19 protein-coding genes and 1 pseudogene are annotated in these 26,951 nt (G+C 72.0%); 5 read left to right on the top strand and 15 right to left on the bottom strand.

The window, feature by feature from the left end:
- The first annotated feature begins 70 nt into the window (after nucleotides 1-70).
- The gene (locus ABZ471_RS01315; protein WP_359061086.1) at nucleotides 71-1,414 is read left to right on the top strand and encodes a diacylglycerol kinase family protein; all 1,344 of its coding nucleotides are present in this window, start codon (nucleotides 71-73) and stop codon (nucleotides 1,412-1,414) included.
- 6 nt (nucleotides 1,415-1,420) lie between these two features.
- Here the strand turns inward: ABZ471_RS01315 and sulP are convergent.
- The 4 genes and pseudogenes from sulP to ABZ471_RS01295 form a co-directional block, all read right to left on the bottom strand.
- Nucleotides 1,421-3,127: pseudogene (gene sulP / locus ABZ471_RS01310) on the bottom strand (sulfate permease).
- Between the two features lie 42 nt (nucleotides 3,128-3,169).
- On the bottom strand, nucleotides 3,170-5,893 hold the full coding sequence (locus ABZ471_RS01305; RefSeq protein WP_359061084.1) for an HAD-IC family P-type ATPase: 2,724 nt from the start codon (nucleotides 5,891-5,893) through the stop codon (nucleotides 3,170-3,172).
- 119 nt (nucleotides 5,894-6,012) lie between these two features.
- The gene (locus ABZ471_RS01300; RefSeq protein ID WP_359061082.1) at nucleotides 6,013-6,930 is read right to left on the bottom strand and encodes a polyphosphate kinase 2 family protein; all 918 of its coding nucleotides are present in this window, start codon (nucleotides 6,928-6,930) and stop codon (nucleotides 6,013-6,015) included.
- A gap of 42 nt (nucleotides 6,931-6,972) precedes the next feature.
- Nucleotides 6,973-8,115: a magnesium and cobalt transport protein CorA gene (locus ABZ471_RS01295; RefSeq protein WP_359061080.1), complete on the bottom strand. Its 1,143-nt coding sequence runs from the start codon at nucleotides 8,113-8,115 to the stop codon at nucleotides 6,973-6,975.
- 155 nt (nucleotides 8,116-8,270) lie between these two features.
- On the opposite strand from ABZ471_RS01295, the gene ABZ471_RS01290 reads away from it, so the two are divergent.
- Nucleotides 8,271-9,380: a winged helix DNA-binding domain-containing protein gene (locus ABZ471_RS01290; RefSeq protein ID WP_359061078.1), complete on the top strand. Its 1,110-nt coding sequence runs from the start codon at nucleotides 8,271-8,273 to the stop codon at nucleotides 9,378-9,380.
- Nucleotides 9,381-9,502: 122 nt separating this feature from the next.
- On the opposite strand, the gene ABZ471_RS01285 is transcribed toward ABZ471_RS01290, so the two are convergent.
- From ABZ471_RS01285 to ABZ471_RS01275, 3 genes are all read right to left on the bottom strand, one after another.
- Nucleotides 9,503-10,294 (bottom strand): serine protease, encoded by a 792-nt coding sequence (locus ABZ471_RS01285; protein WP_359061076.1) that lies wholly within the window; start codon nucleotides 10,292-10,294, stop codon nucleotides 9,503-9,505.
- 205 nt (nucleotides 10,295-10,499) lie between these two features.
- Nucleotides 10,500-13,343: an AAA family ATPase gene (locus tag ABZ471_RS01280; RefSeq protein ID WP_359061074.1), complete on the bottom strand. Its 2,844-nt coding sequence runs from the start codon at nucleotides 13,341-13,343 to the stop codon at nucleotides 10,500-10,502.
- A 177-nt stretch (nucleotides 13,344-13,520) separates the two neighbouring features.
- A complete protein-coding gene (locus ABZ471_RS01275; protein WP_359061072.1) occupies nucleotides 13,521-14,357 on the bottom strand; it encodes a helix-turn-helix transcriptional regulator in 837 nt (278 codons plus the stop codon).
- Between the two features lie 126 nt (nucleotides 14,358-14,483).
- Between ABZ471_RS01275 and ABZ471_RS01270 the strand changes: the two genes are divergently transcribed.
- Nucleotides 14,484-16,157 (top strand): AMP-binding protein, encoded by a 1,674-nt coding sequence (locus ABZ471_RS01270; protein WP_359061070.1) that lies wholly within the window; start codon nucleotides 14,484-14,486, stop codon nucleotides 16,155-16,157.
- Nucleotides 16,154-17,740: an AMP-binding protein gene (locus tag ABZ471_RS01265; RefSeq protein ID WP_359061068.1), complete on the top strand. Its 1,587-nt coding sequence runs from the start codon at nucleotides 16,154-16,156 to the stop codon at nucleotides 17,738-17,740. Before ABZ471_RS01270 ends, ABZ471_RS01265 begins: the two co-directional genes overlap by 4 nt.
- Nucleotides 17,741-17,744: 4 nt before the next feature.
- On the opposite strand, the gene ABZ471_RS01260 is transcribed toward ABZ471_RS01265, so the two are convergent.
- Nucleotides 17,745-18,530, bottom strand: coding sequence for a hypothetical protein (locus tag ABZ471_RS01260; protein WP_359061066.1), 786 nt, complete (start codon nucleotides 18,528-18,530; stop codon nucleotides 17,745-17,747).
- Between the two features lie 195 nt (nucleotides 18,531-18,725).
- On the opposite strand from ABZ471_RS01260, the gene gcl reads away from it, so the two are divergent.
- Nucleotides 18,726-20,513 carry a glyoxylate carboligase gene (gcl, locus tag ABZ471_RS01255; protein WP_359061064.1) on the top strand — a complete coding sequence of 596 codons (1,788 nt, stop codon included), beginning with the start codon at nucleotides 18,726-18,728 and terminating at the stop codon, nucleotides 20,511-20,513.
- A 119-nt stretch (nucleotides 20,514-20,632) separates the two neighbouring features.
- Here gcl and ABZ471_RS01250 read toward each other — a convergent pair whose 3' ends face one another.
- From ABZ471_RS01250 to ABZ471_RS01220, 7 genes are all read right to left on the bottom strand, one after another.
- Entirely contained in the window at nucleotides 20,633-21,292 is a 660-nt protein-coding gene (locus ABZ471_RS01250; protein ID WP_359061062.1) for a TIGR04222 domain-containing membrane protein, read from the bottom strand.
- 159 nt (nucleotides 21,293-21,451) lie between these two features.
- Nucleotides 21,452-21,685, bottom strand: coding sequence for a hypothetical protein (locus ABZ471_RS01245; protein ID WP_359061060.1), 234 nt, complete (start codon nucleotides 21,683-21,685; stop codon nucleotides 21,452-21,454).
- A gap of 394 nt (nucleotides 21,686-22,079) precedes the next feature.
- Nucleotides 22,080-23,537, bottom strand: coding sequence for a catalase (locus ABZ471_RS01240; RefSeq protein ID WP_359061058.1), 1,458 nt, complete (start codon nucleotides 23,535-23,537; stop codon nucleotides 22,080-22,082).
- 214 nt (nucleotides 23,538-23,751) lie between these two features.
- The gene (locus ABZ471_RS01235; protein ID WP_359061056.1) at nucleotides 23,752-24,645 is read right to left on the bottom strand and encodes a 2-hydroxy-3-oxopropionate reductase; all 894 of its coding nucleotides are present in this window, start codon (nucleotides 24,643-24,645) and stop codon (nucleotides 23,752-23,754) included.
- 74 nt (nucleotides 24,646-24,719) lie between these two features.
- Nucleotides 24,720-25,550, bottom strand: a complete 831-nt coding sequence (locus ABZ471_RS01230; RefSeq protein ID WP_359061055.1) for a TIM barrel protein — start codon at nucleotides 25,548-25,550, stop codon at nucleotides 24,720-24,722.
- A 150-nt stretch (nucleotides 25,551-25,700) separates the two neighbouring features.
- The gene (locus ABZ471_RS01225) at nucleotides 25,701-26,444 is read right to left on the bottom strand and encodes a hypothetical protein (protein WP_359061053.1); all 744 of its coding nucleotides are present in this window, start codon (nucleotides 26,442-26,444) and stop codon (nucleotides 25,701-25,703) included.
- A 22-nt stretch (nucleotides 26,445-26,466) separates the two neighbouring features.
- Complete coding sequence (locus tag ABZ471_RS01220; protein ID WP_359061051.1) at nucleotides 26,467-26,940, bottom strand: hypothetical protein; 474 nt, start codon at nucleotides 26,938-26,940, stop codon at nucleotides 26,467-26,469.
- Nucleotides 26,941-26,951 lie beyond the last annotated feature (11 nt).

Raw genomic sequence — 26,951 nt, 5'->3', positions numbered from 1 at the left:
CCCGGGCTCACCCGGTGCACATCGGCCGGGCCCCTTGTCCGGTCTCGGTGCGGGGACGGGAGGTTGCCCCATGAGCAGGCGCTGGACCGCGCGGGTGGCCCTGCTGGCGGGCGTGGCGGCGGTAGCGGTGCTGCTGGTCTTCGCCGGGCTCGGCAGCATCCTTCTCGTGGCGGTGGGAGTGGCCGGGCTGCTGCTCACGGCGGCCGGCGTGTGGTGGATGCTGACCCGTACCGGGGGGACACGCGTACTGGCCGTGCTGCTGGTGGTCGCCGCGCCGCTCGCGGTCCTCGCGCTGTACACGGCCGCCGGACTGCTGTGGGTCGTGCTGGTCTCGCTCGGCCTGTGGGCCCTGGCCGTCTCCGCGGGCCGGGCCGCGCTCGTCGACGACTCCGCGCCGGGCATGCCGGAGCGACCCGCCGGCCGGGCCCGGCGGCCCTTCCTGATCATGAACCCGCGCTCCGGCGGCGGGAAGGTCGCGAGGTTTCGGCTGGCGGAGCGCGCCCGTGCCCTGGGCGCGGAGGTCGTCGTGCTGGACCCGGCCCGCCCCCAGGACGTGTCCGAGCTGGCGCGGCGGGCCGTGGGGCGGGGCGCCGACCTGCTCGGCGTCGCGGGCGGTGACGGCACGCAGGCCCTGGTCGCCGGTGTGGCCGCGGAGCACGACATCCCGTTCGTGGTGATCAGCGCCGGCACCCGCAACCACTTCGCCATGGATCTGGGCCTGGACCGGCAGGACCCCGCGACCTGCCTGGACGCGCTGACCGACGCCGTCGAACTCCGCGTCGACCTCGGGTACGTCCGCTCGGGACGGCAGCCCGCGGACGGCGGCGCGGAGCGCGTCTTCGTCAACAACGCCTCGTTCGGTGTCTACGCGGCCGTCGTGCAGAGCCCCGCCTACCGCGAGGACAAGGCCCGCACCACTCTGGAGATGCTGCCGGACCTGCTGACCCACCACAGCGGCGCCCGGCTGACGGTCCGCGCAGGGAGGCGGCGCCTGACGGATCCCCAGGCCGTCCTGGTGAGCAACAACCCCTACCGGACGGGCGACTCGGCGGGCCTGGGGCGCCGCGAACGGCTGGACTCCGGCGCCCTGGGGCTGCTGGCCGTCGAGGTCGCCGGCGCGGCAGAGGCGACGGACCTGCTGCTGCGCGGCGGGCACAGTCGCGGGCTGACCGCCGTCACCGCCCGCGAGGTCGTCGTCGACGCCGACACTCCGATGATCCCGGTCGGTATCGACGGCGAGGCCCTGATGCTGCCCACCCCGGTGCACTGCCGGCTCGCGCCCGGCGCCCTGCGCGTCCGTGTGCCGCGGCACCGCCCCGGAGTCCCGCGCGCCGCGCCGCCGGTCGACTGGCGCAGGGTACGTCGCCTGGCCCTGACGATGGGCCGGGTCGCGGCGGGCCGCGCCCCGGCCTGAGCGCGGTCAGCGCTCGTCCGGCAGGGTGGGAGCCTGCGCCGGGAGCGTCCACCGCGCTCCGGTGCGCTGTCGGAAGGCGGCTGACGGTGGACTCCACGGTGGGGAAGAAATGGCCCGGATCGATGGTGCGGGTCAGCCCGTACCGTTCGATCTTGCGCCGCACGGGGTCCTTCAGCTCGGCGAACACGAGGTGGACGTGTGCGGCGTTGAGTGCCTCGTCCAGTTCCTCCAGCACGTCGGCGGCGGTGGTGTCCACGTCGGTCACCGGTTCTGCCGCGATCACGATCCAGTCCGGCCGCGGGTCTGCGCGCGCCAGGCGCCGTACGGCGTCCCGGAAGGTCCTGGCGTCGGCGAAGAACAGCGGCGCGTCGAACCGGTAGATCACCAGGCCCGGCAGATGCTGGGCCCGCGGGTACGACCGCACGTCGTGGTACCCCTCCAGGCCGTCGACCCGCCCCAGCACGGTGCTGTACGGCCACCACGCGCGCCGGAAGACGTTGAGCACGGACAGCGCCACGGCGATCGCGATCCCCGGCAGGACACCGAGCAGGGCCACCCCGGCGAAGGCGGTGACCGACAGCAGGAACTCCGACCTGCGCTGCCGCCACAGCCGCACGGTTCCCGGAAGCTCGGCCAGGGACAGCGAGGCGGTGATGACGACGGCCGCGAGGGCGGGCTGGGGCAGATCGCGGAACATGCCCGGGACCGGCACGAGCATGAGGACGATCAGCACCGCCCCGACGACCCCGGTGAGCCGGCTCCGGGCACCGGCGCGCTCGGCCACCGCCGTCCGGGAGCCGCTCGTGCTGACCGGGAAGCCCTGGAAGAGGCCTGCCGTCAGGTTCGCGGCACCGATGCCCGCCATCTCCTGGTTGCCCCGGACCTCCTGCCGTTGCGGGCTGCGAACGCCGACGCGTTGGAGATCGTGTCGGCCAGGGAGACCAGGGCGATGCCCAGCGCACCGCCGAACAACGGCGCCAGGTCCAGGAGCCGGACGTGCGGGATCGTGAACGGCGGTAGTCCCTCGGGCAGCTGACCGACCAGGCCGACCCCGTGCGCGCCCAGGTCGAAGAGCACGGTCGCGGCGATCGCCACGACCGTCATCACCAGCACCGCGGGGACCTTGGGCAGCAGCCGCTGGAGCACCAGGATCAGGACGATCCCGCCGACGCCCACCGCGGCCGCGGCCCGCACCACCGCCCCCTCGGCGAGCTGGTGCACGAGGCCGACGCACTCCCCGACCAGGTTGTCCGCCTCGACCTTGAAGCCGAGCAGTTTGGGCAGCTGGCCGATCAGAATGGTCAGGGTCAGGCCGTTCATGTAGCCGATCATCGTCGGTTTGGAGATCAGGTCCGCGACGAACCCGAGCCGGGCCACCGAGGCGAGGATCATGACCGCCGCGACCATGAGGGCGAGCACCGAGGCCAGCGCGACCGCCCGGTCGGGATCCCCGCCGGCCGCGACCAGGGGCAGCACGGTGGCGGCGATCATCGGTCCCAGCGAGGAGTCCGGCCCCAGGACCAGGATCCGGGACGGTCCGCACACCGCGTAGCCGAGCAGGCACAGGACGGTCGTGTACAGGCCGGTGATGGGCGGCAGGCCCGCCAGCTCGGCGTAGGCCATGCTTTGCGGCACCAGCAGCGTGGTCAGGACGACGCCCGCGACCAGGTCCTTGGGCAGCCACTCGCGACGGTACGTGGAGAGGGCACGGATCCCGGGAACGGGCCCGGATGCGGGAGGGGGCGAGGAGTCTGCTCACCCGGTGTTCCTCGCCCGGCGGGCCAGGAGCTTGCCCAGCTCCCACACGCACAGCAGCGCGAGGGCGGACAGCAGCGCCCAGCCGAACTGCCGTGCGTCGATGTCGGTCGTCCCCAGGAGGCGACGGAAGCCGTCCATCTGGGTGACCATCACGGCGAGCACGAACTGGCCGAAAGCCACCCAGTTCATCTGCTTGCTGTCGAACGTGGAGGGCGTCAGGACGGACTCCGTCTCGCTGCGGCACTCGAACGCGGCCACGACCAGACAGAGCGCGAAGGCGGTGAACGCGACCGACTGCCCGACCGCGACGCTGTCGAAGAGCGTCTGACCGAGCTTGATCAGACCGAGCAGGACGGCGGTGATCGCCAGCCCGGCGAGCCCCACCGTGACCAGCACGGGCCGGGTGAGCACGGACTCGCCTCGCGGCCGCGGCCGGCGCCGCATGAGCCCGGGACTCTCCCGGTCGAAGCCGAGCGCGAAGCCGAAGGAGGCGTTGACCACGAAGTGGATCCACAGCACCTGCGGTGGGGTGAAGGGCTCGCCCGCGGCGATGTTCAGGATCGCGGCGCCGAGGAACGTCAGGACGAAGGTGACCAGCAGGAGCAGGACGAACCGGATGTACTTGGTGAGGTTGTCGTAGATCGCCCGGCCCTGCTCGACGGCGTACACGATGGTCGCGAAGTTGTCGTCGGAGAGGATCATGCGGCCGGCGTTCTTCGCCACGTCCGTGCCGCTGCCCATGGCGATGCCGATGTCGGCGGCCTTGATGGCGGGCGCGTCGTTGACGCCGTCCCCCGTCATCGCCACGACGTGGCCCTTCTTCTTGAGCGTGTCGGCGAGCAGCACCTTGTGCTCCGGCGCGACCCGCCCGACCACCCCGATGGCGTCGATGCGGGCGAGTTGCTCGTCCTCGCTCATGGCGGCGAAGTCGGTCCCGAGGACGGCCTCACCGGGGATGCCGATCTGCCGGGCGATCGCCGCCCCGGTGGTGACGTCGTCGCCGGTCACCAGGCGGACCCTGACGTGTGCCGCCCGGGCGGCCGCCACGGCGTCCATCGACTCCGCACGGGGCGGATCGACCATCCCGACGAGACTGGTCACCCGCAGCGCCTCGACGTAGGCGAGCAGGTCCGCGTCCGGATCGAAGCCGTCCGGGTCCAGGTCGCGGGTGGCCGCGGCCATCACCCGCAGCCCCTCGCCCCCCATCCGCTCGGTCTGTGCCTCGGCGCGGCTGCGCAGTCCGGCATCCCACGGGACGGTCCCGTCCGCCGCGAGGGCGTCGGCTGCCCGTGCCGTCACCGCGGGGGCCGCACCCTTCACGAAGCACCGGACCACCGGCCGGCCGGAGGCGTCGACCGTCGAGTTGAAGGTGGCCATCAGCTTGTAGGCCGGGTCGAACGGCAGGGTGGCGAGCCGCGGGAGACGCTCCCGGGTGGCGTCGGTGTCCAGACCCGCCTTGTGGGCCAGCACCAGCAGGGCGCCCTCGGTGGGGTCGCCGACCACCTCGCCGTCCACCAGCCTGGCGTCGCTGGCCACGACGTACGGCAGGATCGCGTCCTCGATGCCCGGGGCCGAGCCGGCGGCGTGGTGGATGCTCCCCTCCAGTCCGTAGCCCGTGCCCGAGACGGTGTACCGGTCGGTCGGCGTGAGCACTTCGACGGCGGTCATCTGGTTCATCGTCAGGGTGCCGGTCTTGTCCGAGTTGATCGCCGAGGTGAACGCCAGCGTCTCGACCGAGGGCAGCTCCTTCACGATGGCGTTGCGCTTAGCCAGGTTGAGGCTGCCCACGGAGAGGATCGCCTGGGTGACGGTCGGCAGGGCCTCCGGGATGGCGGCGATGGCGAGCGAGACCGCGCTGACGAACAGCGCGTCCCAGGCCTGGTCGCGGCTCCGCCCCAGCGCGAACATCACGATCATGGTCAGCCCGGCCGCCCCGGTGATCCACAGCGTCAGGGTGTCCAGCTCCCGGGTGAGGGGCGGTACCTCCTTCTCCGTGGCCGACAGCATCCCGGAGATCTTGCCCAGCTCGGTGCCGGACCCCGTGGCGGTCACGACGAGCAGCCCGCTGCCGTGGGTGACCGGCGTGTTCATGAACGCCATGTCGGTCTGGTCGCCGGGCGGCAGCCGGTCGCCCGGCACCGGCTCGGCGTCCTTCGCCGCCGGAACGCTCTCACCGGTGAGCGCGGACTCGTCGATCTGCAGGGCGCTGGCCTCGATGACGCGTCCGTCCGCCGGTACCTGGTCCCCGGCGGCGATGAGCACGATGTCGCCGACGACGAGCTGCTCCGCGGGGATCTCGGCCTCCACGCCGTCCCTGCGTACCCGCGCCGTGGCCTCCAGCATGGACTTCAGCGCGTTCATCGCGCTCTCGGCCTTGCCCTCCTGGCGCAGGCCCACGACCGCGTTCAGCAGGGTCAGCACGATCAGCAGGATCCCGGTGGTCCACTCCCGGATGACCAGCGAGACGACCGCGGCGGCCACCAGGACGAGCTGCATGTAGCTGCGGTACTGGGCGAGGAACCGGCGCCAGCCCGCGACCTGCTGCTCCTCGGGCAGCGCGTTCGGGCCGTGCGCGGCCTGCAGTTCGGCGGCCCGGGCCGCGGAGAGCCCGGCCGCCCGGTCGACGCCGAACGCCGCCACGACCTCCGTGGCGGGCCGCGCGTACCAGGCCTGCTGAGCCGCTCCGGACCCTGCCCCCACGGAATCCGACTGGACCGTCATCGTCCTGCCTCCGATCGGGCCGGCCGTGCCCCGGGATGTCAGCCCCGGCCGTGCTTCTTCCCCTTCGCCCGCCCGTGAGCGGCCTCGCTCCCGCCGTCCGCCGCGGCGTGCCCGGCCGCCTACGGGTCGGCCGCGGCACCGGGGGGCGCCTCCTGCTCCAGCTCCCGCCGGGCGGCCCGCAGATCCCTGCGCGCCTCTTCGCCCACGTCGGGGTAGCGGGGGTCGATGTCCATCAGGGTGTGCCCGAGGACCGCCGCCGTGCAGATCCGCGCGAACCACTTCCGGTCCGCCGGTACGACGTACCAGGGAGCCCACTTCGTACTGGTCGCGGAGAGCATCTCGGAGAACGCCCGCTGGTAGTCGTCCCAGTGGCGCCGCTCCCGGACGTCGGCGGCGGAGAACTTCCAGTTCTTCTCGGGCAGGTCGATCCGCTTGAGGAAACGCAGGCGCTGCTCCTCCTTGGACAGGTTCAGGAAGACCTTCACCACCTTGAACCCGTTGCCGGTGAGGTACCGCTCCCAGTTGTTGATCTCGCGGTAGCGCCGCTCCCAGATGTCTCCTCGGCGCGCGCTGTCCGGCAGCTTCTGCCGCACGAGGTTCTCCGGGTGCACGCGGACGACGAGCACCTCCTCGTAGTGGGAGCGGTTGAAGATGGCGATCTCGCCGCGCTCGGGCAGCCGCCGGGTGTAGCGCCACAGATAGTCGTGGTTCAGTTCCTCGGTGGAGGGCACCTTGAAGCTGCTCACCTTCACGCCCTGCGGATTGACGCCGCTCATCACGTGCCGGATCGTTCCGTCCTTGCCTCCGGCGTCGAGTGCCTGCAGACACAGCAGGACGCCGTAGGTGTCCTGGGCGGCCAGCCGTTGCTGGTACTCGGCCAGCAGGGCCACCCCGGCGCGCAGCAGCTCCACCCCCTCCTGCTTCTTCAGGCCGGCCCTGTACCGCGGGTCGAAGTCCCGGCCCAGATCCACCGTCGAACCCGGTGCCACCCGCAGCGGGTCGATGAAGTCCGCGATACGTGCGGCTCTGTCGTCCACACGCTCATTCTCCGGTCGTCGTTACAAGATCGCCCGCCGGGATCAGAGCCAGTCCTTCCGCTTGAAGATCACGTACAGGCTGACGCACACCACGCCCATCAGCCCGATCGCGAACGGATAGCCGAACCTCCAGTGCAGTTCCGGCATGCGGTCGAAGTTCATTCCGTAGATCGTCCCGACCAGCGTCGGAGCGAACAGAATGGCCGCCCACGAAGAGATCTTCTTGACCTCCTCGTTCTGCTCGAACCCCGCCTGCGCGAGAGCCCGCATCTCCGCGTTCTGCTGCTGGGTGACCAGGGTCGCGTTGACGGTGAGGATCTCGGTGAGGGCCTGGCGGAAGCCGTCGACGCGTTCGCTGATGTGGGTGACGTGGTCGGCGACGTCACGGAGGTAGCGCTGGAGTTCCTCGTCGGTCTCGTACTTGGCGAAACCCGCCATCAGACCGTGCAGCATGCTGACCAGCGGGCGGGTGGCGCGCTGGAACTCGACCATTTCGCGGGAGAGTTCGTAGATGCGGCGGGAGACCTCCGGGTCGCCGCGGAAGACCTCCGTCTCGATCTCGTCGACGTCGATCTGTACACCCGCCACGACCGGGGCGTAGCCGTCGACGACCGCGTCGAGGATCGCGTACAGCACCGCCTCGGGGCCCAGTCCGAGCAGTTCGGGGGTGTCCTCCATGCGGCGGCGGACCGCGGACAGGTCGGGGGCCGCGCCGTGCCGGACCGTGATGACGAAGTCCGGGCCGACGAAGACGTGCAGCTCGCCGAAGTCGACCTCCTCCGGTGCGTCCAGGTAGCGGGCGGCGCGCAGGACGACGAAGAGCGTGTCGCCGTAGCGCTCCAGCTTCGGCCGCTGGTGGGCCTCCATCGCGTCCTCGACCGAGAGCGGGTGCAGATCGAACTCGGCGGCCAGGGAGAGGAGTTCGTCCGCCGTCGGCCGGGCGAGGCCGATCCACGCCATGCCCGAGGGATGTTCGCGCAGCTCACGGAAGGTCTCGGCGAGCGTGGCGGGGGCGGAGACGCGGACGCCGTCCCGGTACAGCGCCGCCTGGACGACGCTCGCCGGCTCGGCCGGCTCCACGGTCTCCGGGGCATCGGGGGCGGTCTCGGCGGCGGGGGCAGCGGTGACGGCACGGCGCCAGACGGACTTCCGGCCGCCGTTCCTGCCGCTGGGGCGCTCGGGCATCGGCTGCCTCTCCGTCGAGCCTGCGTACGGCGTGATCACGAAGCGGGGTACGTGCAGGATAGCCGCGGCCTCCCGCCCCGGGCGCCCGAGACCGGTCCAGGCTCCGGTGAGAATTGCGGACAGAAAGTGTCCGCAAGGAGCGTTAGCGTGCGGGCATGACGAAGAGCAGCGCAGCCGGGGCTCCCCTTCTGGACACCCGCGCCCTGAACCGCGCCACCCTGGACCGGCAGCTCCTGCTGCGCCGCTCCCCGCTGTCCGCGACGGACGCCGTACACCGCCTCCTCGGCCTCCAGGCGCAGAACGTCAAGCCCCCCTACTACGCCCTCGCCGCCCGCCTCGACGGCTTCGCCCCGCAGCGGCTGTCGGACGCGATGGCCGCCCGCGGGACCGTACGGATCGTCACCCTGCGCTCCACCATCCACACCCACACCGCCGAGGACTGCCTGACCCTCAGGCCGCTGGTCCAGCCCGCCCGGGACCGGGAGCTGGCGAACTTCCGCAAGGGCCTCGCCGGAGTCGACCTCGGCCGGCTGGCCGTGCTCGCCCGCGAGCTGGTCGAGGCCGAGCCGCGGACCATGGCCCAGCTGCGCTCGGCGCTCGGCGCCGAGTGGCCGGACGCGGACCCGCGGTCCCTCGCCGTCGCCGCCCGCTGCCGGCTGCCCCTGGTCCAGGTGACCCCGCGCGGCCTGTGGGGGCGGAGCGGACAGGTCGCCCTCACCACCGCCGAGCACTGGCTGGGCCGCCCGGCCGAGCCCGCGCCCGCCGCCGACGCCGTGGTCCTGCGCTACCTCGCCGCGTTCGGTCCCGCCTCCGTCCGCGACATGCAGACCTGGGCCGGACTCACCCGGCTCGGGGACGCCTTCGCGCGCCTGCGCCCGCAGCTCCTCACCTTCCGGGACCCGCACGGAGTCGAACTGTTCGACCTGCCCGACGCGCCCCGCCCCGACCCCGGCACCCCGGCCCCGCCCCGCTTCCTGCCCGAGTTCGACAACCTCCTCCTCGCCCACACCGACCGCACCCGCGTCGTACCGCCCACGTACCGGGGCCGCAGCTGGCAGGGCAACCGGGCCCACTGCACCCTGCTGGTCGACGGCTTCCTGGCCGGCCTGTGGAAGCTGGACGGCGACGCCCTCGTCATCGAGCCCTTCGGCACGCTGACGAAGGCCCAGCAGGAGGACGTGACCGCGGAGGGCGCCCGGATGCTGACGACGATGCACCCCGGGACGCCGTACGACATCCGGTTCGGCACCGTCGTACGGCGCTGAGCCGCCCCCCGGACGGCTCAGCACCGCAGATGTGGAGAGGGGAGCGTTGCGGGCCGCTCGTGGTGGCCCGCAACGCCCCCCTGGTATCTACCTGAGGGATGCTCAGGTGTTCTTCTTCCGGGTTACGAGTTGACCTGCGCGGTCACCAGGTCCGAGAAGGTGGTCAGCCGGGAGTACACACCCGGGTAACCCGCCTCCGCGCACCCCTCGCCCCAGGAAGTGATCCCTGCCAGGACGCCCCCGATGAGCAGGGGACCGCCGCTGTCGCCCTGGCAGGTGTCCACGCCGCCGGACGTGTATCCGGCGCACACCATGTCGCTCTGGACGAAGTCCGAGCCGTAGGAGCTCTTGCAGCTGGAGTCGGACACGATCGGGACGGTCGCGGTCCGCAGCTGGTTGGAGGAGCTGCCGTTCTCCGAGGTGGTGCCCCAGCCGAGGATCCGGGCCGTGGTGCCGGACGCGTACACACCGGTCTGGGACGAGGAGACGTACGACGCCGTCGTGTACGGCATCGACGTCGAGAGGGTCAGTACGGCCACGTCGTCGCCGTTGGTGGCGTCGGTGTAGTCAGGGTTGATCCAGATCTTGCTGACCCGGCTGACCGTGCCGTTGGTGCCGTTCAGGTAGGTCCGGCCGCCGACCACGCGCACACTGCTGGTGGTCTCGCCGACCATACAGTGCGCGGCCGTCACGACCTTCTTGGCGGCCACCAGGGTGCCGCCGCAGAACTGGCTGCCGGACGCGTCGCTGATCTGCATCATGAAGGGGTACGCCGTCGTGGTGGTGGTCGTGCCGCCCACGATGGGCTGGGGTGCGGCGCTCGCCGTGGGGGCGGCGATCAGCGCGGTGGCCGCGGCGGCGGCGGTGGCCATCAGGGTCGCGGCGGTCTTTCTGGCACGTCTGAGCCCGAACATGAGTCTCCTCAGTGGGGGTTGCCGGTGGGGGGTCGCGCGGGTGTGGGGGGTGATCACGAGGGTCGCGGGACCGACCCCCGTATGCCCGGGCGAGCGGCACGCCCTTTACGCTAGGACCCGGTACCCTCGCCTCCCAATGAGGGAACCCCCTAGGGGGTTGGGTGAGGGAAAACCCTCGGTCCGGTTCAGTTAACCTGGCGCGCCGTCACTTCGCGCGTCGCGCCGCCGCCAAACGGACGATGTCGACGCGCGAGCGGATCCCGAGCTTGCGGTAGACCCGGGTCAGGGTCGCCTCGACCGTTTTCACACTGACGAACAGCCGGGCGGCGATCTCCCGGTTGGTGGCGCCCTCCATGACGAGCGCGGCGACCTGACGTTCCATCGAGGCCAGGGCTGCCAGCGCGTCGAGCCCGCCCAGCGCATCCGGCACGGCGCGGGCCGGCTCGGGCTCCGGGGCGGTGAGGGCTTCGTCCACCTGGCGCAGCCAGGGCAGGGCGCGGCAGCGCCGGAACAGCCGGGTCGCCTCGTCGAACGCCGTCACCCGGCGCTGGCCGGTCTCCGGGCGCCGGGTGCGCAGCTGGGCCAGCGCGAACGCGGCCCGCGCCTCCTCCAGGCCGTAGCCGAGCTTGGCGAGCCGGTCCTGAGCGGACGTCAGCTGGGCGACGGCGGCCTCCTGGTCGCCGTGGGCGGCCCGCACCAGGGCCTCCGCGCGGTCGAGCACGCCGAGGACGCTCTCCCGGCCGAGCCTGAGCGCGTGCTCACGGCTGGTGTCGATGACGTCCTGCGCCTCGGCCGGTTCACCGATGCGGACCAGCGCCTCGGCCAGGTCGCCGTGCCAGCGGCCGCGCGCCGGGTCGGTGATGCCGAGGCCCAGCTCCAGGCGGCGCACCCGGCGCAGCGCGCGGACCGTGCCCGCCGGGTCGCCGGCCACCAGCTGGGCGTACCCGAGCGCGCCCAGGGCCCGGGACAGGTACATCTGGTCGCCGTCCTCCTCGGCGTGGTCCACCGCCTCCCGGGCGAGCGCCAGCGCGCGGTCCACGTCCCCGCCGGAGGCCTCCGCGAGCGAGGTGAGCATCGCCGAGGCGGTCTCGCCGATGCCGGAGTCCCGGGCGAGCCGCAGACTCTCGCGGGCCAGTTCGAGGGCGCGGCCGCAGTGACCGGCGCGCAGCTCCGTCTCGGCCAGGCCGCGCAGGAAGTGCACCTCGCTCTCCACCGAGCCGCGCCGGCGCACCTCGCGCAGCAGCGCGGTGACCGTCCCCCGGGCCTCGGCCAGCTGGTCGCCCATGACCAGCCAGCGGAACCGGGCGCTGCCCGCGCCGTTGTGATGGCAGGCCACCCTCGGGTCCTGGGGCTCCTTCAGGGCGCGCTTGATGGTCCGGGGTGCCTCCGGATGGCCCATCAGGGTCTCGGTCTGCGCCTGGAAGGCGAGGGCGAGCAGTTCGGTGCGCCGGTCGCCGCCGCGCTCGGCCAGCCCGGCGGCGTGCGCGGCCGCCTCCCGGGCCTCGGTGAAGTCGCCCTCCACGATCAGCGCCCGCCACGCCAGCTGGTAGTGCACCAGGGCCAGCAGCCGCGGGTCGTCGCCGGCGTCGGCGAGGGCCTGCGGGAAGACGGCGTCGACCTCGGCCATGGTGTGGCCGGCGGTGTCGATGACGATGATCCAGGCCCGCACCCGGTCCGCGGGCACGGTCGCCCGGGTCAGCACCTCGCGGGCGATGTCCCGGGCCAGGTCCACCTCGCCGGCGGTGATCGCGTCCTCGGCGGCCTGCAGCCGCCGCTCGTCGGGGCTGGGCGCGCTGTCCGCGGGGGTGTGCCGGGCGGCCAGGAGTCCGAGCTGGGCCGCGACCGACGGCGCGCCCCGGTCCCGGGAGAGGGCCGCGGCCTCGGCGAGCCGGGCGGCCACCTCGGGGTCGGTGCCGGTGGTGGCGAGGGCCAGGTGCCGGGCGCGTTCGATCGGGTCGGAGGCAGCGGTGGACAGGGCCGCGTGCGCGGCCCGGCGCTCCTGGGCGGGCGCCTCCGCGTACAGCGCGGCGGAGATGAGCGGGTGCGCGAACCGGACGGCCGGCGCCTCCTGTTCGGTGGCCAGCAGCCCGAGTTCGGCGGCCTGGGCGCACTCGGCCTCGGCGTTCTCCCGGCCGGCCGCGTGCAGCAGCGCCGGGGTGGGGCGGGCGCCGGCGCTGGCCACGAGCAGGGTGCGGCGCGCCTCGACCGACAGCATGTCCAGGCGGCTGAGCACCAGGGCGCGCAGCGAGGTCGGCACCGGCAGCGGTTCGCCCGGCCGGGGCGGGGTGGGGCTGTCGGCGAGGGCGCGGCCGAGTTCCAGCGCGAACAGCGGGTTGCCGCCGCTGGTGCGGTGGATCTCGCGGACCGTGGAGCGGGACAGGCAGCCGTGGCCGCGGTGGTCGAGCAGCCGGGCCACCTGGACGTGGGTGAGCGGGCCGAGCCGGACGGCGACCGTGTCCGGCGGGCAGGCGCGCAGATGACGGTCGTACTCCTGGCTCTCCTGACCCTCCGTGCGCACCGCGCACAGCAGTTGGACCGGGGTGCCTTCGAGGCGGCGGGCGGCGAAGCCGAGCAGTTCGGCGCTGGCCGGATCCAGCCACTGCAGGTCGTCGGCGACGATCAGGACCGGGCCCTCGGCGGCGAGCGCGCGCAGCGCGGAGAGCACCGCGAGGCGCAGCGCGAGGCCGTCGCGCTGGAGGCTGGACTCGCCGCGTCCGGTGAGCGCCGACTCCAGGGCGGTGCGCTGGGCGGCGGGCAGCCGGGGGGAGACCTCGTCGAGGACCAGACCGAGGAGGTCGGCCAGCGCCAGGAAGGGAAGGTGGGATTCGGACTCCGTCGCGGAGCAGCGCAGGACGGTGCGCGCGGTGGCGCCGTATTCCTCGGCCAATGCCCGCAGGACGGTCGATTTCCCTATTCCGGCCGGGCCGTGCAGCAGCACACTGCCGCCCGAGGCGAGTTGGTCGCGGGCCGTCGCGAACAGCTCCTCGCGGCCGATCAGCAGGTCGGGGCGGCATCGGGCAGGCTCCTGGAAGTCCCGTCGCACGGTCACCGCTCCCCTCCTGAGTCGTGTCCGGGCCAAATTCTAGGCAACGATCCTTGAAATTCGGACGGAAGCCGTGGTGAGGGAAATAACAAACGGTAACGCATAGGGAAATTCAAAGCGGTGCTGCATGAATGGACAGGTTTCTTCACGGCTGCCGGCGAACCCCGCAGGAGGCGGGCCCGTCTAGGGAAGCATGCCCACCCGGCGCGCTGCGGTCACCGCCTCCCCTCGTGTATGTGCGCCCAGCTTCCGCATCGCCGAGCGCAGATATCCCTTGACCGTCTCCGGGCGCAGGCCCAGCCGCTCGGCCGCGGCCGCGTTGGTGGCGCCCGCCGCCACCCAGGACAGCACGTCCAGCTCGCGCGGCGCCAGGCTCACGCTCCCGGCCGGGTGGGGCGCGGTCAACAGGTCGCAGGCGGTCAGCAGTTCGGCGCGCAGCTCCGGGTCGGCGATCCGGGGTGCCAGCGCGCGCAGCGCCGCATGGGCCTCGCGCACCTGCTCCCAGGCCGCCGCCGGGGCCCGGTGGTCGCTCCCGGGCTCCGGCCGGGCCGCCGCCAGCAGCGTCCCCGCCTCGTCCCGCACCACCAGCGCCTGCTCCACGTCCCGCGCCGCCGCCACCGCCGCGCCCAGCGTGCGGTCGCCCAGCGGCTGGGCCGAGCGCAGCGCGCCGTACAGCACCCCGCGCACCCGCCGCCGCACGACCACCGGCACCGCGAGCACCGAGCGGATGCCCTCGGCGGCCACCGGGACGTCGTACTCGTGGCTGATCCGCCGGGAGCTGGAGTAGTCCGTGACCGCGCACGGCCGGGCCAGCGCGACCGCCTTGCCGCCCAGCCCGTTTCCCGAGGTCACCGCGAGCGAGCTGAGGGCGGTGGTGGTGGTGCCGCTCAGCTCGCTGATGCGGATCTGCGGCCGGCCGGGGGCGACAAGGCCGCCGAAGGCGACGGGAAGCCCCGTGGCCCGCCTCAGCCGGACCAGCGCCCCGCGTATCTCCACCGCTGCCACGGCCTCTGCTGCCACCTCATCGCTCCTTCGGCGCGGCTCCCCTGCGGATCACACCCCCGTTCGGGGGTAGTGAGACCTGCATCACGGATTAGACGATGCCAGAGAGCCGCCCGGCAATGGTCCGGAATTTAGGAGGACGTCATGACGACGGCGACCGAGGTCTTCAGGAGTGCCCGGGACTTCCTGCTGGAACACCGCGAGGACTACGCCGGCGCCTACGAGGGATTCGCCTGGCCGCGGCCCGGGCAGTTCAACTGGGCGCTGGACTGGTTCGACGTGATCGCCGACGGCAACGACCGGACCGCCCTGCACATCGTCGAGGAGGACGGCACCGGGACCCGTCTGTCCTTCGCCGAGATGGCCGAGCGCTCGAACCGGGTCGCGAACCACCTGCGCGCGCGGGGCGTCGCCGCCGAGGACCGCATCCTCGTCATGCTCGGCAACCAGGCCGAGCTGTGGGAGGTCGCGCTGGCCGCGATGAAGCTGCGCGCGGTCGTCATCCCGGCCACCCCGCTGCTCGGCCCCGCCGATCTGCGCGACCGCGTCGAGCGGGGCCGCGTGAAGCACGTGCTGGTCCGGGCCGAGGACACCGCCAAGTTCGCGGACGTGCCGGGCACCTACACCCGGATCGCGGTCGGCGGGCTGCCGGAGGAGGGCTGGGAGCCCTACGAGGACGCGTACACGGCCCCCGCCGCCTTCGTCCCCGACGGCCCCACCCTGGCCGACGACCCGCTGATGCTGTACTTCACCTCCGGTACGACCGCCCGCCCCAAGCTGGTCGAGCACACCCACACCTCGTACCCCATCGGGCACCTGGCCACCATGTTCTGGATCGGCCTGCTCCCCGGCGACGTGCACCTGAACATCTCCTCGCCCGGCTGGGCCAAGCACGCCTGGTCCAACCTGTTCGCCCCGTGGAACGCCGAGGCGACCGTCTTCATCCACAACTACACGCGCTTCGACGCGGCCCGGCTGATGGCCGAGATGGACCGGGCCCAGGTGACCACCTTCTGCGCACCGCCGACCGTGTGGCGCATGCTCATCCAGGCAGACCTGACCCAGCTCGCCACCCGCCCCCGCGAGGTCGTCGCCGCCGGTGAACCGCTCAACCCCGAGGTCATCGAGCAGGTCCGGCGGGCCTGGGGTGTCACCATCCGGGACGGCTTCGGCCAGACCGAGACCGCCGTCCAGGTCTCCAACAGCCCCGGCCAGCCCCTGAAGACCGGCTCCATGGGCCGGCCCAGTCCCGGCTACCGCGTCGCACTGCTCGACCCGGTCTCCGGCGCGCCCGGCGCCCACGAGGGCGAGATCGCCCTCGACCTCACCGACCGCCCCGTCGGTGTGATGACCGGCTACCACGGCGACCCCGACCGCACGGCCGAGGCCATGGCCGGCGGCTACTACCGCACCGGTGACATCGCCTCCCGCGACGAGGACGGCTATCTGACGTACATCGGCCGCGCGGACGACGTCTTCAAGGCCTCCGACTACAAGATCAGCCCGTTCGAGCTGGAGAGCGCGCTGCTGGAGCACGAGGCGGTGGCCGAGGCGGCCGTCGTGCCCGCACCGGACGAGCTGCGCCTGGCCGTGCCCAAGGCGTACGTCGTCCTCGCCGAGGGCTGGCAGCCCGGACCCGGCACCGCGAAGGTGCTGTTCGAGCACTCCCGCGAGGTCCTCGCCCCCTACAAGCGCATCCGCCGCCTGGAGTTCGGCGCCCTGCCCAAGACCGTCTCCGGCAAGATCCGCCGCATCGAGCTGCGCGAGGCCACGGCCGCCGGGTCGGACGCCGAGTACCGCGAGGAGGACTTCCGGTGACCGAGCTGTCGTACACGCACGGGACGAGCGGGACGACCCTGCTCGGCGACACGATCGGCGCCGATCTCGACCGGGCCGTCGCCGCCTGGCCCGACCGCGAGGCCCTGGTCGACGTACCCTCCGGGCGGCGCTGGACGTACACCGAATTCGCCGCCGACGTGGAGCGGTTGGCGTCCGCCCTGCTCGCGAGCGGCGTCGCCAAGGGCGACCGGGTGGGCATCTGGGCGGTCAACTGCGCCGAGTGGGTGCTGGTCCAGTACGCCACTGCCCGCATCGGCGCGATCATGGTGAACATCAATCCGGCCTACCGTACCCACGAGGTCGAGTACGTCCTCGACCAGGCCGGCATCTCCCTGCTCTTCGCCTCGCTCAGCCACAGGACCAGCGACTACCGCGCGATGGTCGAGGAAGTGCGGGGCAGGTGCCCGCAGTTGAGGGAGACCGTCTACATCGGCCACCCCAGCTGGGACGCGCTGATCGCCCGCGGGACCCCGGCGCCGTACCCGGACCTGTCCTGCGACGACCCGATCAACATCCAGTACACCTCGGGCACGACGGGCTTCCCCAAGGGAGCCACCCTGTCCCACCACAACATCCTCAACAACGGCTATTTCGTCGGGGAGATGATCGCCTACAGCGAGCTGGACCGGATCTGCATTCCCGTGCCGTTTTACCACTGTTTCGGCATGGTCATGGGGAATTTGGCAGCCACCTCGCACGGCGCCTGCATGGTCATCCCGGCGCCGTCCTTCGACCCGAAGGCCACGCTGGAGGCCGTCCAGCAGGAGCGCTGCACCTCGCTCTACGGCGTCCCGACCATGTTCATCGCGGAGCTGAACCTCCCCGACTTCGCGACGTACGACCTCTCGTCCCTGCGCACCGGCATCATGGCGGGCTCGCCGTGCCCGGTCGAGGTGATGAAGCGGGTGGTCGCCGAGATGCACATGGAGGAGGTGTCCATCTGCTACGGCATGACCGAGACATCACCGGTCTCCCTGCAGACCCGCATCGAGGACGACCTGGAGCACCGCACCGGCACCGTGGGCCGGGTCCTGCCGCACCTGGAGGTCAAGGTCGTCGACCCGGCCACCGGGGTCACCCGGCCGCGCGGCACGGCCGGCGAGCTGTGCACCCGTGGCTACAGCGTGATGCTCGGCTACTGGAACGAGCCCGAGAAGACCGCCGAGGCCGTCGACGCGGGGCGCTGGATGCACACCGGGGACCTCGCGGTGATGCGCGAGGACGGCTATGTGGAGATCGTCGGCCGCATCAAGGACATGATCATCCGGGGTGGCGAGAACATCTACCCGCGCGAGATCGAGGAGTTCCTCTACGCGCACCCCAAGATCCGGGACGTCCAGGTCGTCGGGGTGCCGCACGAGGCGTACGGCGAGGAGGTCCTCGCCTGCGTGATCCCGCACGACGCGGCCGACCCGCTCACCCTGGAGGACCTGCGCGCCTTCTGCCGGGGCCGGCTCGCGCACTACAAGATCCCGAGCCGCCTCCGGATCCTCGACTCCTTCCCGATGACGGTGTCCGGAAAGGTGCGCAAGGTGGAGCTGCGCGAGACGTACGGCGTCTGACGGGTCAGGCCGAGCCCGACTCGGCGAGTTCCCGGCCCGGGCCGTTCACCGGGGTCGGGGTGCCCGTGAGGTCGAGGACGAACAGGGGGACGCCCAGCATGTCGGCACGAGCGCGGGCGTCCTCGGCGTATCCGGCCAGCGAGAAGTAGACACAGCTCGCGGACTCCGTCATCGCCGTCAGCCACAGCACCTCCACGTCCCGCAGCGAGGCCGGGCGCACGGCCGGGTCCACCTGGGCGACCAGGCCGTGCGCGGCCAGGCCGATGCCGGACGGGGGCCGCTGGTCGGCACGGCGGATGTCCCGGAAGCCGAGCCAGCGCAGATAGAGCGCGGTGGCGGTGACGGCGTCGCGGGCGGTACGGATGGTCACGGGCCGGAACGGGGCCCGGGGAGCGGGGGCCTTCGGTGCGGCCGCTCGCGGTCCTGCGGTCGGGGAGAGGGCTTCGCCCGGTGCGGCTGCCTGCGGCCGTGCGGACGGCGAGGGGGCATCGCCCGGCAGGGCCGCTTCCCCTCGTGCCGGCGGCGCCGGAGCGCCGCTCACCGGGAGGCGCAGGACCGTGCCGCACGGGCAGCCCAGCTCCGGGTGCGGCCACTGGTTGGTGCGGCCGCAGTCGGTGCAGTGCACGGTGACCCAGTCCTCGTCCCAGGTGCGGTGCCCGAGTACGGCGGGACCGGCGGCCGGGTCCAGCCGCAGGGCGGCCGGAGTGCCGCAGACGCAGGGATACGGCGGCGCGGTGTAGACGTGCTCGCGCCGACAGGCCGGACAGCGCACCGGCACGCTCTCGGGCATGGCCACTCCCAGGCGTCACGTCGGGACAGCGCTCCCATCCTGCTCCTGTCGGACCCTCCGTGTCCCTCTCTTGACGACCTTCGGCGACCCACCTACATTGATTTCAGATAGCAGAAATTACTTTCCGCAATACGGAAGTGCTCACCGCGGGGCGCGAGGGGAGTACGCATCCGACAGCCGAAGCAGGAGTACTCGATGGCTCGTATGACCGCTGCCCGCGCGGCAGTTGAGATCCTCAAGCGCGAGGGCGTCACCGACGCCTTCGGTGTGCCGGGCGCGGCGATCAACCCCTTCTACAAGGCGTTGAAGGAGGGCGGCGGTATCAACCACACGCTCGCCCGCCACGTCGAGGGCGCCTCGCACATGGCCGAGGGCTACACGCGCACCGAGCCGGGCAACATCGGCGTCTGCATCGGCACCTCCGGCCCCGCCGGCACCGACATGATCACCGGCCTGTACTCGGCCATCGGCGACTCCGTCCCGATCCTGTGCATCACCGGCCAGGCGCCCACCAGCGTGATCCACAAAGAGGACTTCCAGGCCGTCGACATCGCCTCGATCGCCAAGCCGGTCACCAAAATGGCGGTCACCGTCCTGGAGGCCGCGCAGGTCCCCGGCGTCTTCCAGCAGGCCTTCCACCTGATGCGTTCCAGCCGTCCCGGCCCGGTCCTGATCGACCTGCCGATTGACGTCCAGCTCACCGAGATCGAGTTCGACCCGGAGACGTACGAGCCGCTCCCGGTCTACAAGCCGGCCGCGACCCGCGCCCAGATCGAGAAGGCGATCTCCTTCCTGCTGGAGTCCGAGCGCCCGCTGATCGTCGCCGGCGGCGGCATCATCGGCGCCGACGCCTCCGACCTGCTGGTCGAGTTCGCCGAGCTGACCCAGACCCCGGTCGTCCCGACCCTGATGGGCTGGGGCACCCTGCCCGACGACCACGAGCTGAACGCCGGCATGGTCGGCGTCCAGACCTCGCACCGCTACGGCAACGCGAACTTCCTGGAGTCGGACTTCGTCCTCGGCATCGGCAACCGCTGGGCCAACCGCCACACCGGCTACAAGCTCGACGTCTACCGCCAGGGCCGTAAGTTCGTCCACGTCGACATCGAGCCCACACAGATCGGCAAGATCTTCCCGCCGGACTACGGTGTCGTCTCCGACGCGAAGGCGGCGCTGGAGCTGTTCGTCCAGGTCGCGAAGGAACTGAAGGCCGAGGGCAAACTGCCCGACCGCACCGACTGGGTCTCCTCCACCCAGGAGCGCAAGGCCACCCTGCTGCGCCGTACGCACTTCGACAACGTGCCGATGAAGCCGCAGCGCGTGTACGAGGAGATGAACAAGGCCTTCGGCCCGGACACCCGGTACGTCACCACGATCGGCCTCTCCCAGATCGCCGGCGCGCAGATGCTGCACGTCTACAAGCCGCGCCACTGGATCAACTGCGGCCAGGCCGGCCCGCTCGGCTGGACCATCCCGGCCGCGATCGGCGTCGCCAAGGCGGACCCGGACTCCCCGGTCGTCGCGCTCTCCGGCGACTACGACTTCCAGTTCATGATCGAGGAGCTGGCGGTCGCCGCGCAGCACCGGATCCCCTACGTCCACGTCCTGGTGAACAACGCCTACCTGGGCCTGATCCGGCAGGCGCAGATCGGCCTGGACATCAACTTCCAGGTCAACCTGGAGTTCGAGAACATCAACGCGCCGGAGCTGGGCGTCTACGGCGTGGACCACGTCAAGGTCGCCGAGGGCCTGGGCTGCAAGGCGATCCGGGTCACCGAGCCGGAGCAGCTGGGCGCCGCGTTCGAGCAGGCCAAGAAGCTGGCCGCCGAGTACCGGGTGCCGGTCGTCGTCGAGGCGATCCTGGAGCGGATCACCAACATCTCGATGAGCCGGACGATGGACATCAGCGACATCTCCGAGTTCGAGGACCTGGCCACCGAGCCCGGCCACGCGCCGACGTCGATCAAGCCGCTGAAGGTCTGATCCGGCAGCAGCACACGAGGGGCGGCCCATCCCGGGGGGAATGGACCGCCCCTTCGGCGTACCCGCGACCACCGACCCACAGCCGAACCCACCGCCTCCGCCGGCGTGGGTGCCCGTCCTCAGTCGAAGCCCCCGCCGCCGCCTCCGCATCCGCCGCCGTGGTCGTGGGCGCTGCCGCCGCCTGCGTCGTGGTCGCCCCAGCCGGTCAGGCCCTCGTCGCCCACGAGGCCGCGGATGCCGCTGCCCCGGCCGAGCGGGAAGAGGCCCTCGTCCGCGAGTGCGCCGCGGCCGGTGAGCCCGGCCTCGCGGGCGAAACGGGGCAGCAGAGCGGTCAGGGCCCGCTCGCCGTACAGCGCGACGGCGAGCAGCACCTCCTCCTCCGCCAGGCCGTCCGGGCCGTCGGGCAGCGGATGGCGTGCGCGCAGCTCCGCCAGGTGGCGGCGGGCGGCACGGGTGCGGCCGGGGGGCAGGGACCGCAGCAGGCCGGTCGCCGCGAGTTCGGCCCGCATCCCGGCCAGAGCCCGCCGCACCACGGCACGGCCGGGTAACTCCCGTGGCCCGGCGGGCCGGTAGAGACCGGTGCGTACCGCCTTCTCCAGGGGATGCCGGAAGGACACGGCCTCGCGCGTCCCCGTCCTGCGCAGGGTGCCCGGCCGGCCGACTTGGACCGCGCCGCGCAGATGCAGCCCGAGCACCGCGACGGTCACCGCGGCGCGGTCGCCGCCCCGCAGCAGGGCGACCGCGCAAGGGTCCGGCGGAATCGACGTCGTACGGTCCATGAGACACCCCCGTACGAGGCCCGCCGCCCCCGTGCCGACGGGCCCCGTGTGCCGGTACTGTGCCCGCCGGTGACGGTCGTCGAAGCCTCCCTGGCGGTGTTCAGAGGTTGATTTGAGGGTTGCGTAGGCCGGGTACGGCCGCCGCCGTACCCGGTGTCGTCACAGCTCGTGCTCCGACAGGCCCGGCCAGTCGTCCGGCCCGCCGCCCTGCCACTCGATGAGGTCGCTCTCCTCGACCTCGATCCGGTCCAGGTCGGCCAGCCGCAGGATCTCGACGACGTCGTCCAGATGGGAGGCGAGCCCCAGGACCACGTCCCCCTCGGTGACCCGCCGGGAGCCGTCGAGGGCCGGGGCGTGGACCACGATGTGCGGATACTGCGTCGGATTGCCCATGGGTTCAGCGTCCTGCGGAAGCGGCGGACCCGCACCCGGAGCCCGGGCAGCACGAAAGCGCCCCCCTGACAGGGGGCGCTTCGGCAGATCGTGTGCTGGCCGTCCGGCGGCGCGAGGCTGGGCGCGACAGGACATTCGCGCCGCCGGACGGGGTCGGGAGACCTCACGAAGGAGGTGGTGGCTGGGGACCGCGGCGGATGCGACGGAGCCGGGACCCTTCCCTCTGGTCGAGAAGGGGACTCGGATCCTTCACCACCGCACTGGCTCGCACACCGCCGCGGTCCTCGCCCTGCCCGCCGTACCGAGTGGTCACCCCTCATCCGGACCGCTCGGTTGCGGGTCGTCCGCGTCCGGGCCCGACCTCCCCGTCGGAACCCGGACGCCGTTCGTGGCCTCAGTCCTCGCGCAGGGCGCGGACCGCCGCCTCCACCCGCTTGCCGTACTCCGGGTCGGCGGCGTGGAAGTGGGCCAGGTTCTTCTCGATCACGTCGTCGCGGGAGACCTGCGAGAGGCCGCCGGCGATGTTCGCGACCAGACGCTGCTTCTCCTCCGCGGACATGAGCCGGTACAGCTCGCCCGCCTGGTAGAAGTCGTCGTCCTTGGTGTGGAGCGGAGCCTCGTGGGTGCCGGTGTGGCCGGAGACCGCCAGCGGGGCCGCGAGCGGGCGGCCGGTCTCCACCGGGCCGTCGTAGGAGTTCGGCTCGTAGTTCTTGGCGTGGCGGCCCTGGGCGTTGGACGCCATGAAGCCGTCGCGGCCGTAGTTCTGCGCGGTCGTCGCCTTCGGGGCGTTGACGGCCAGCAGGGTGTGGTTGACGCCCAGGCGGTAGCGGTGGGCGTCCGCGTAGGCGAACAGACGGCCCTGGAGCATCTTGTCGGGGGAGGGGCCGATACCCGGAACGAAGTTGTTCGGGGAGAACGCGGCCTGCTCGACCTCGGCGAAGACGTTGTCCGGGTTGCGGTCCAGCACCAGGCGGCCGACCCGCTGCAGCGGGTAGTCCTTGTGCGGCCACACCTTGGTCAGGTCGAACGGGTTGAAGCGGTACTCGGCCGCCTCGGCCGCCGGCATGATCTGGACGTGGAGGGTCCAGGACGGGTGCACGCCCCGCTCGATGGCCTGCAGCAGGTCCGTCTGGTGCGAGTTGGGGTCCGTGCCCGCCAGCTCGGCGCCCTGCTCCGCGGACAGGGAGCGGATGCCCTGGTTCGTCTTGAAGTGGTACTTGACGAAGAAGGCCTCGCCCTGCGCGTTCGTCCACTGGTAGGTGTGCGAGCCGTAGCCGTTCATGTGGCGGTACGACGCCGGGATGCCGCGGTCACCCATCAGCCAGGTCACCTGGTGTGTGGCCTCGGGGGCGTGGGCCCAGAAGTCCCAGACGTTGTCCGGCTCCTGCTTGCCGGTGAACGGGTCCCGCTTCTGCGAGTGGATGAAGTCGGGGAACTTGATCGGGTCCTTGATGAAGAACACCGGGGTGTTGTTGCCGACGAGGTCGTAGTTGCCCTCGGCGGTGTAGAACTTCACCGCGAAGCCGCGCGGGTCACGGACCGCGTCCGCGCCGCCGAGGGAGTCGGCGACCGTGGAGAAGCGCAGGAAGACCTCGGTGCGCTTGCCGATCTCGCTGAGGAAGTCGGCGTGGGTGAAGCCGGTGACGTCGTCGGTCACCTCGAAGTGGCCGTACGCGCCGGAGCCACGGGCGTGCACCACGCGCTCCGGAATCCGCTCGCGGTTGAAGCGCGCGAGCTTCTCCAGGAGGTGCTGGTCCTGGAGAAGGAGCGGGCCGCCGACGCCGGCGGAGGCGGAGTTCTGGTTGTCGGCGACCGGTGCGCCGGACTCTGTCGTGAGCACGCGCTTCGACATCGTGGACCTTCCGTGCGAGGGGGCAGCGGGAATCTGCGGAATGTTCGGCATCCTCGGAATCAGACTTCCGCTTCATGGAGCTTCCGCTTGCGTGAGCCTAGGTTTGAGCGAACCAGGCGTCAACATTTTGTTGAAGTGAATTCCGGACGGCGCCGCCGCCTGGGCGCGACAGGACAGGTGTCAGCGGCGGCGCCGCCCGGAAGCTCTGGGTGGGTCAGACCTGGGCGCCGGACAGGCGCTCCACGGCCCGCAGCAGGGCCGAGTGGTCCAGGCCGCCGTCGCCCTGGGCGCGCAGCGAGGCGACCAGCTGGGCCACCACGGCACCGACCGGCAGGGCGGCGCCGACGTTGCGGGCGGCGTCGGTGACGATGCCCATGTCCTTGTGGTGCAGGTCGATGCGGAAGCCCGGCTTGAAGTCGCGGTTGAGGAAGTTGTCCTTCTTGCGCGTCAGCACGGTCGAGCCCGCGAGGCCGCCGTTGAGGACGTCCAGCGCGGCCGTCAGATCCACGCCCGACTTCTCCAGGAAGACCACGGCCTCGGCGCAGGCCTGGATGTTCACGGCGACGATCAGCTGGTTCGCCGCCTTCACCGTCTGACCCGAGCCGTGCGGGCCGCACAGCACGACGGTCTTGCCCAGCGCCTCGAAGATCGGCTTGGCCTGGTCGAAGTCGGCCTGCTCGCCGCCGATCATGATCGACAGCACGGCCTCGACGGCGCCGGCCTCACCGCCGGAGACGGGGGCGTCGAGCACCCGGATGCCCTTGTCCTTGGCGGCCTTCGCCAGGTCGACCGAGGTCTGCGGGGTGATCGAGGACATGTCGATCAGCAGGGCGCCGGAACTGGCGTTCTCCAGGATCCCGTCGGGGCCGTAGGAGATGGCCTCGACGTGCGGGGAGGCGGGCACCATCGTGATGACCACGTCGGCGTCGCGCACAGCCTCGGCGATCGAGCCGGCCGCGGTGCCGCCGGCGGCGGTCAGGCGGTCCAGCTTGTCCTGCTCCAGGGTGAAGCCGGTGACGTCGTAACCCGCCTTGATCAGGTTCTCGGACATGGGGGAGCCCATGATGCCGAGACCGATCCACGCGATCTTGGGAAGAGTGTTGCTCATCTTGGGGGTGCCTCTCTGACTGCTCTGCAAAGTCGGGGGTTCGGCGCGTCAGCGCGTCAGCGCCTTGATCGCTTTCAGCGCGCTTCGCGCGGGAGCCACTCGAAGGCCTCGGCGCTCGGGCGGTCGCCGGCCTTGTACTCCAGGCCGACCCAGCCGTCGTAACCGGCCTTCTTCAGCTGGTCGAGCAGCTCCTCCAGCGGGAGCGAACCCGTCCCCGGGGCGCCGCGGCCGGGGTTGTCGGCGATCTGGACGTGGCCGGTCTTCGACGCGTACTGCTCGATCACCGACGGCAGGTCCTCGCCGTTCATGGACAGGTGGTAGAGGTCCATGAGGAAGCGCGCGTTAGCGAGTCCGGTCGCCTCGTTGACCTTGTCGACGATCTCGATCGCCTTGGGCGCGCTCACGATCGGGCACTTCGGCGACTCGGGCTGGTTCAGCGCCTCGATCAGCAGGATCGCGCCGACCCGGTCCGCGGCCCGGGCCGCGAGCGCGAGGTTCTCCAGGGCGAGCGCGTCCTGCGCGGCCGGATCCACGCCATCGACGCGGTTGCCGTACAGCGCGTTGAGCGCCGTGCAGCCGAGAGAGGCGGCGAAGTCCGCGGCCACGTCGATGTTGGCGCGGAACTTCTCCGACTCCGCGCCCGGGATCGACAGGGCACCGCGGTCGGGGCCCGGCAGCCGGCCGGCGTAGAAGTTCAGCCCGGTGAGCTGGACGCCCGCGTCCTCGATCGCCTTCTTCAGGGCGTCGAGCTCGGACCGCTCGGGTGTGGGGGAGTCGACCCAGGGCCACCACAGCTCGACCGCCGTGAAGCCCGCCGCGGCGGCGGCCGCGGGGCGCTCCAGAAGCGGGAGTTCCGTGAAGAGGATCGACAGGTTGACGTTGAAGCGCTGGTCTGCGAATCCCATTCGGGCCGCGCTCCCTTCCATTAGGGATTCCGTATTGCGGAAGTTCGTTTCTGCTTAATGGAAGATTGCCCGCGGGTGGGGGTGACTGTCAAGAGCGGCCACGAAAAAGTGCCCCCGCGCGGGCTGCGCGGGGGCACCTTTCGGGCCTGGTCAGAGGGCGTCGACGGCACTCACCTTCCAGCCGGCGGACGTGCGGGTGAGTGTCATCCGCACCCGGTTGAGGTCCAGCCGGGAGCCCGACACCCGGGTGCTCTGCGTGATCTGGTTGACGAAGAGCAGGACGACGACCTTGCCCGGTGCGGCCGAGACGACGGAGACAGCCGGGGCGCCGCCGTCGGCGGGTGTGGACACGGCCGCCTTCACCACGCCGTGGTACTTCTTCGCGGTCGGCCCGACCACCGTCCTCGTGGTCCTGCCGTACTCGTCGCGGAAGTCCCCGGTGAGCAGGGCACGCGCCCGGGCGAAATCGCGGTCCAGATGGCGGTAGTCGTACGACAGGACGACCGGTGCGGCCTTCCGGGCGGCGGCGAGGGCCTCGGTGCGTGCCCGTGCCGCCTGCTGTCCCTCCCGGTACTCCCGGCCGAGGACGGCGGCGGCGGCCAGAGCTGCCACGAGCGCGAGGCAGAGTGCCGCGTGGAGCAGCCTCCGGAGGCGGGGCGGGCGCGCGGGCGCGCTCTCCTCCTCGTCGGCCTCCGACGTCGGCTCCGGCGGGTCGTCCCAGCCGCCCGGGGGCTCGATGACCACCGTGCGTCCCGAGGGCTGTTCCTCGACCCGCTGTGCGGTCTCGTCGTGCTCCGGACGCCCGGCGCGCTTGGCCGCCGCGCGGGCGGCTGCGGTCATGGTGCGCCGGGCCGGGGAGCCGGCGCTCCGGGTGCGCGAGGTTGTTTGCGCCACGGTAGGTCTCCTCAACTGTGGGTCAGCCCACGAACTCGACGTCGGAGGTCAGCCAGCGGTCGCCCACACGGACGAGGCCGAGCTGGAGTCGGTACGTCCGCGCCTCCCCCTCGGGTACGGCGGTGTTGGTCACCTTGCTGTCGGCCACGACCAGGACCCGGGCCGAGCGCTCGTCGGACCGCACGATGCCCGCCTCGAGGACCTGGCCCTCGGACACCGATCTGTTCTGGGCGACGAGCTTGGTCAGGTCCTCGGTCTGCGCGGCGAACTGCTTCCTGAAGTCGCCGGTGGCGCCCTTCAGCACGTTGCCGCTGTCCCGGCCGTAGTGCCGGTAGTCGAGAGAGGTGAAGTTCAGTGCGGACTGGCGGGCCGCCGCCAGGATGTCCTGACGGCGCTGCTCCGCCGCGCGCTGGTCGGACAGGTTCAGGCCCAGCCAGCCGCACAGCACGGTCGTCAGGACCGCCGCGGCGCCGAGTCCCACCGGCAGCAGCCTCATGCACCCCCCTC

Source organism: Streptomyces sp. NPDC005728, from assembly GCF_040630895.1.
GTDB lineage: Bacteria > Actinomycetota > Actinomycetes > Streptomycetales > Streptomycetaceae > Streptomyces.
The sequence above is the reverse complement of the archived record's forward strand: the minus strand, read 5'-3'. Positions and strand labels throughout refer to the sequence as shown.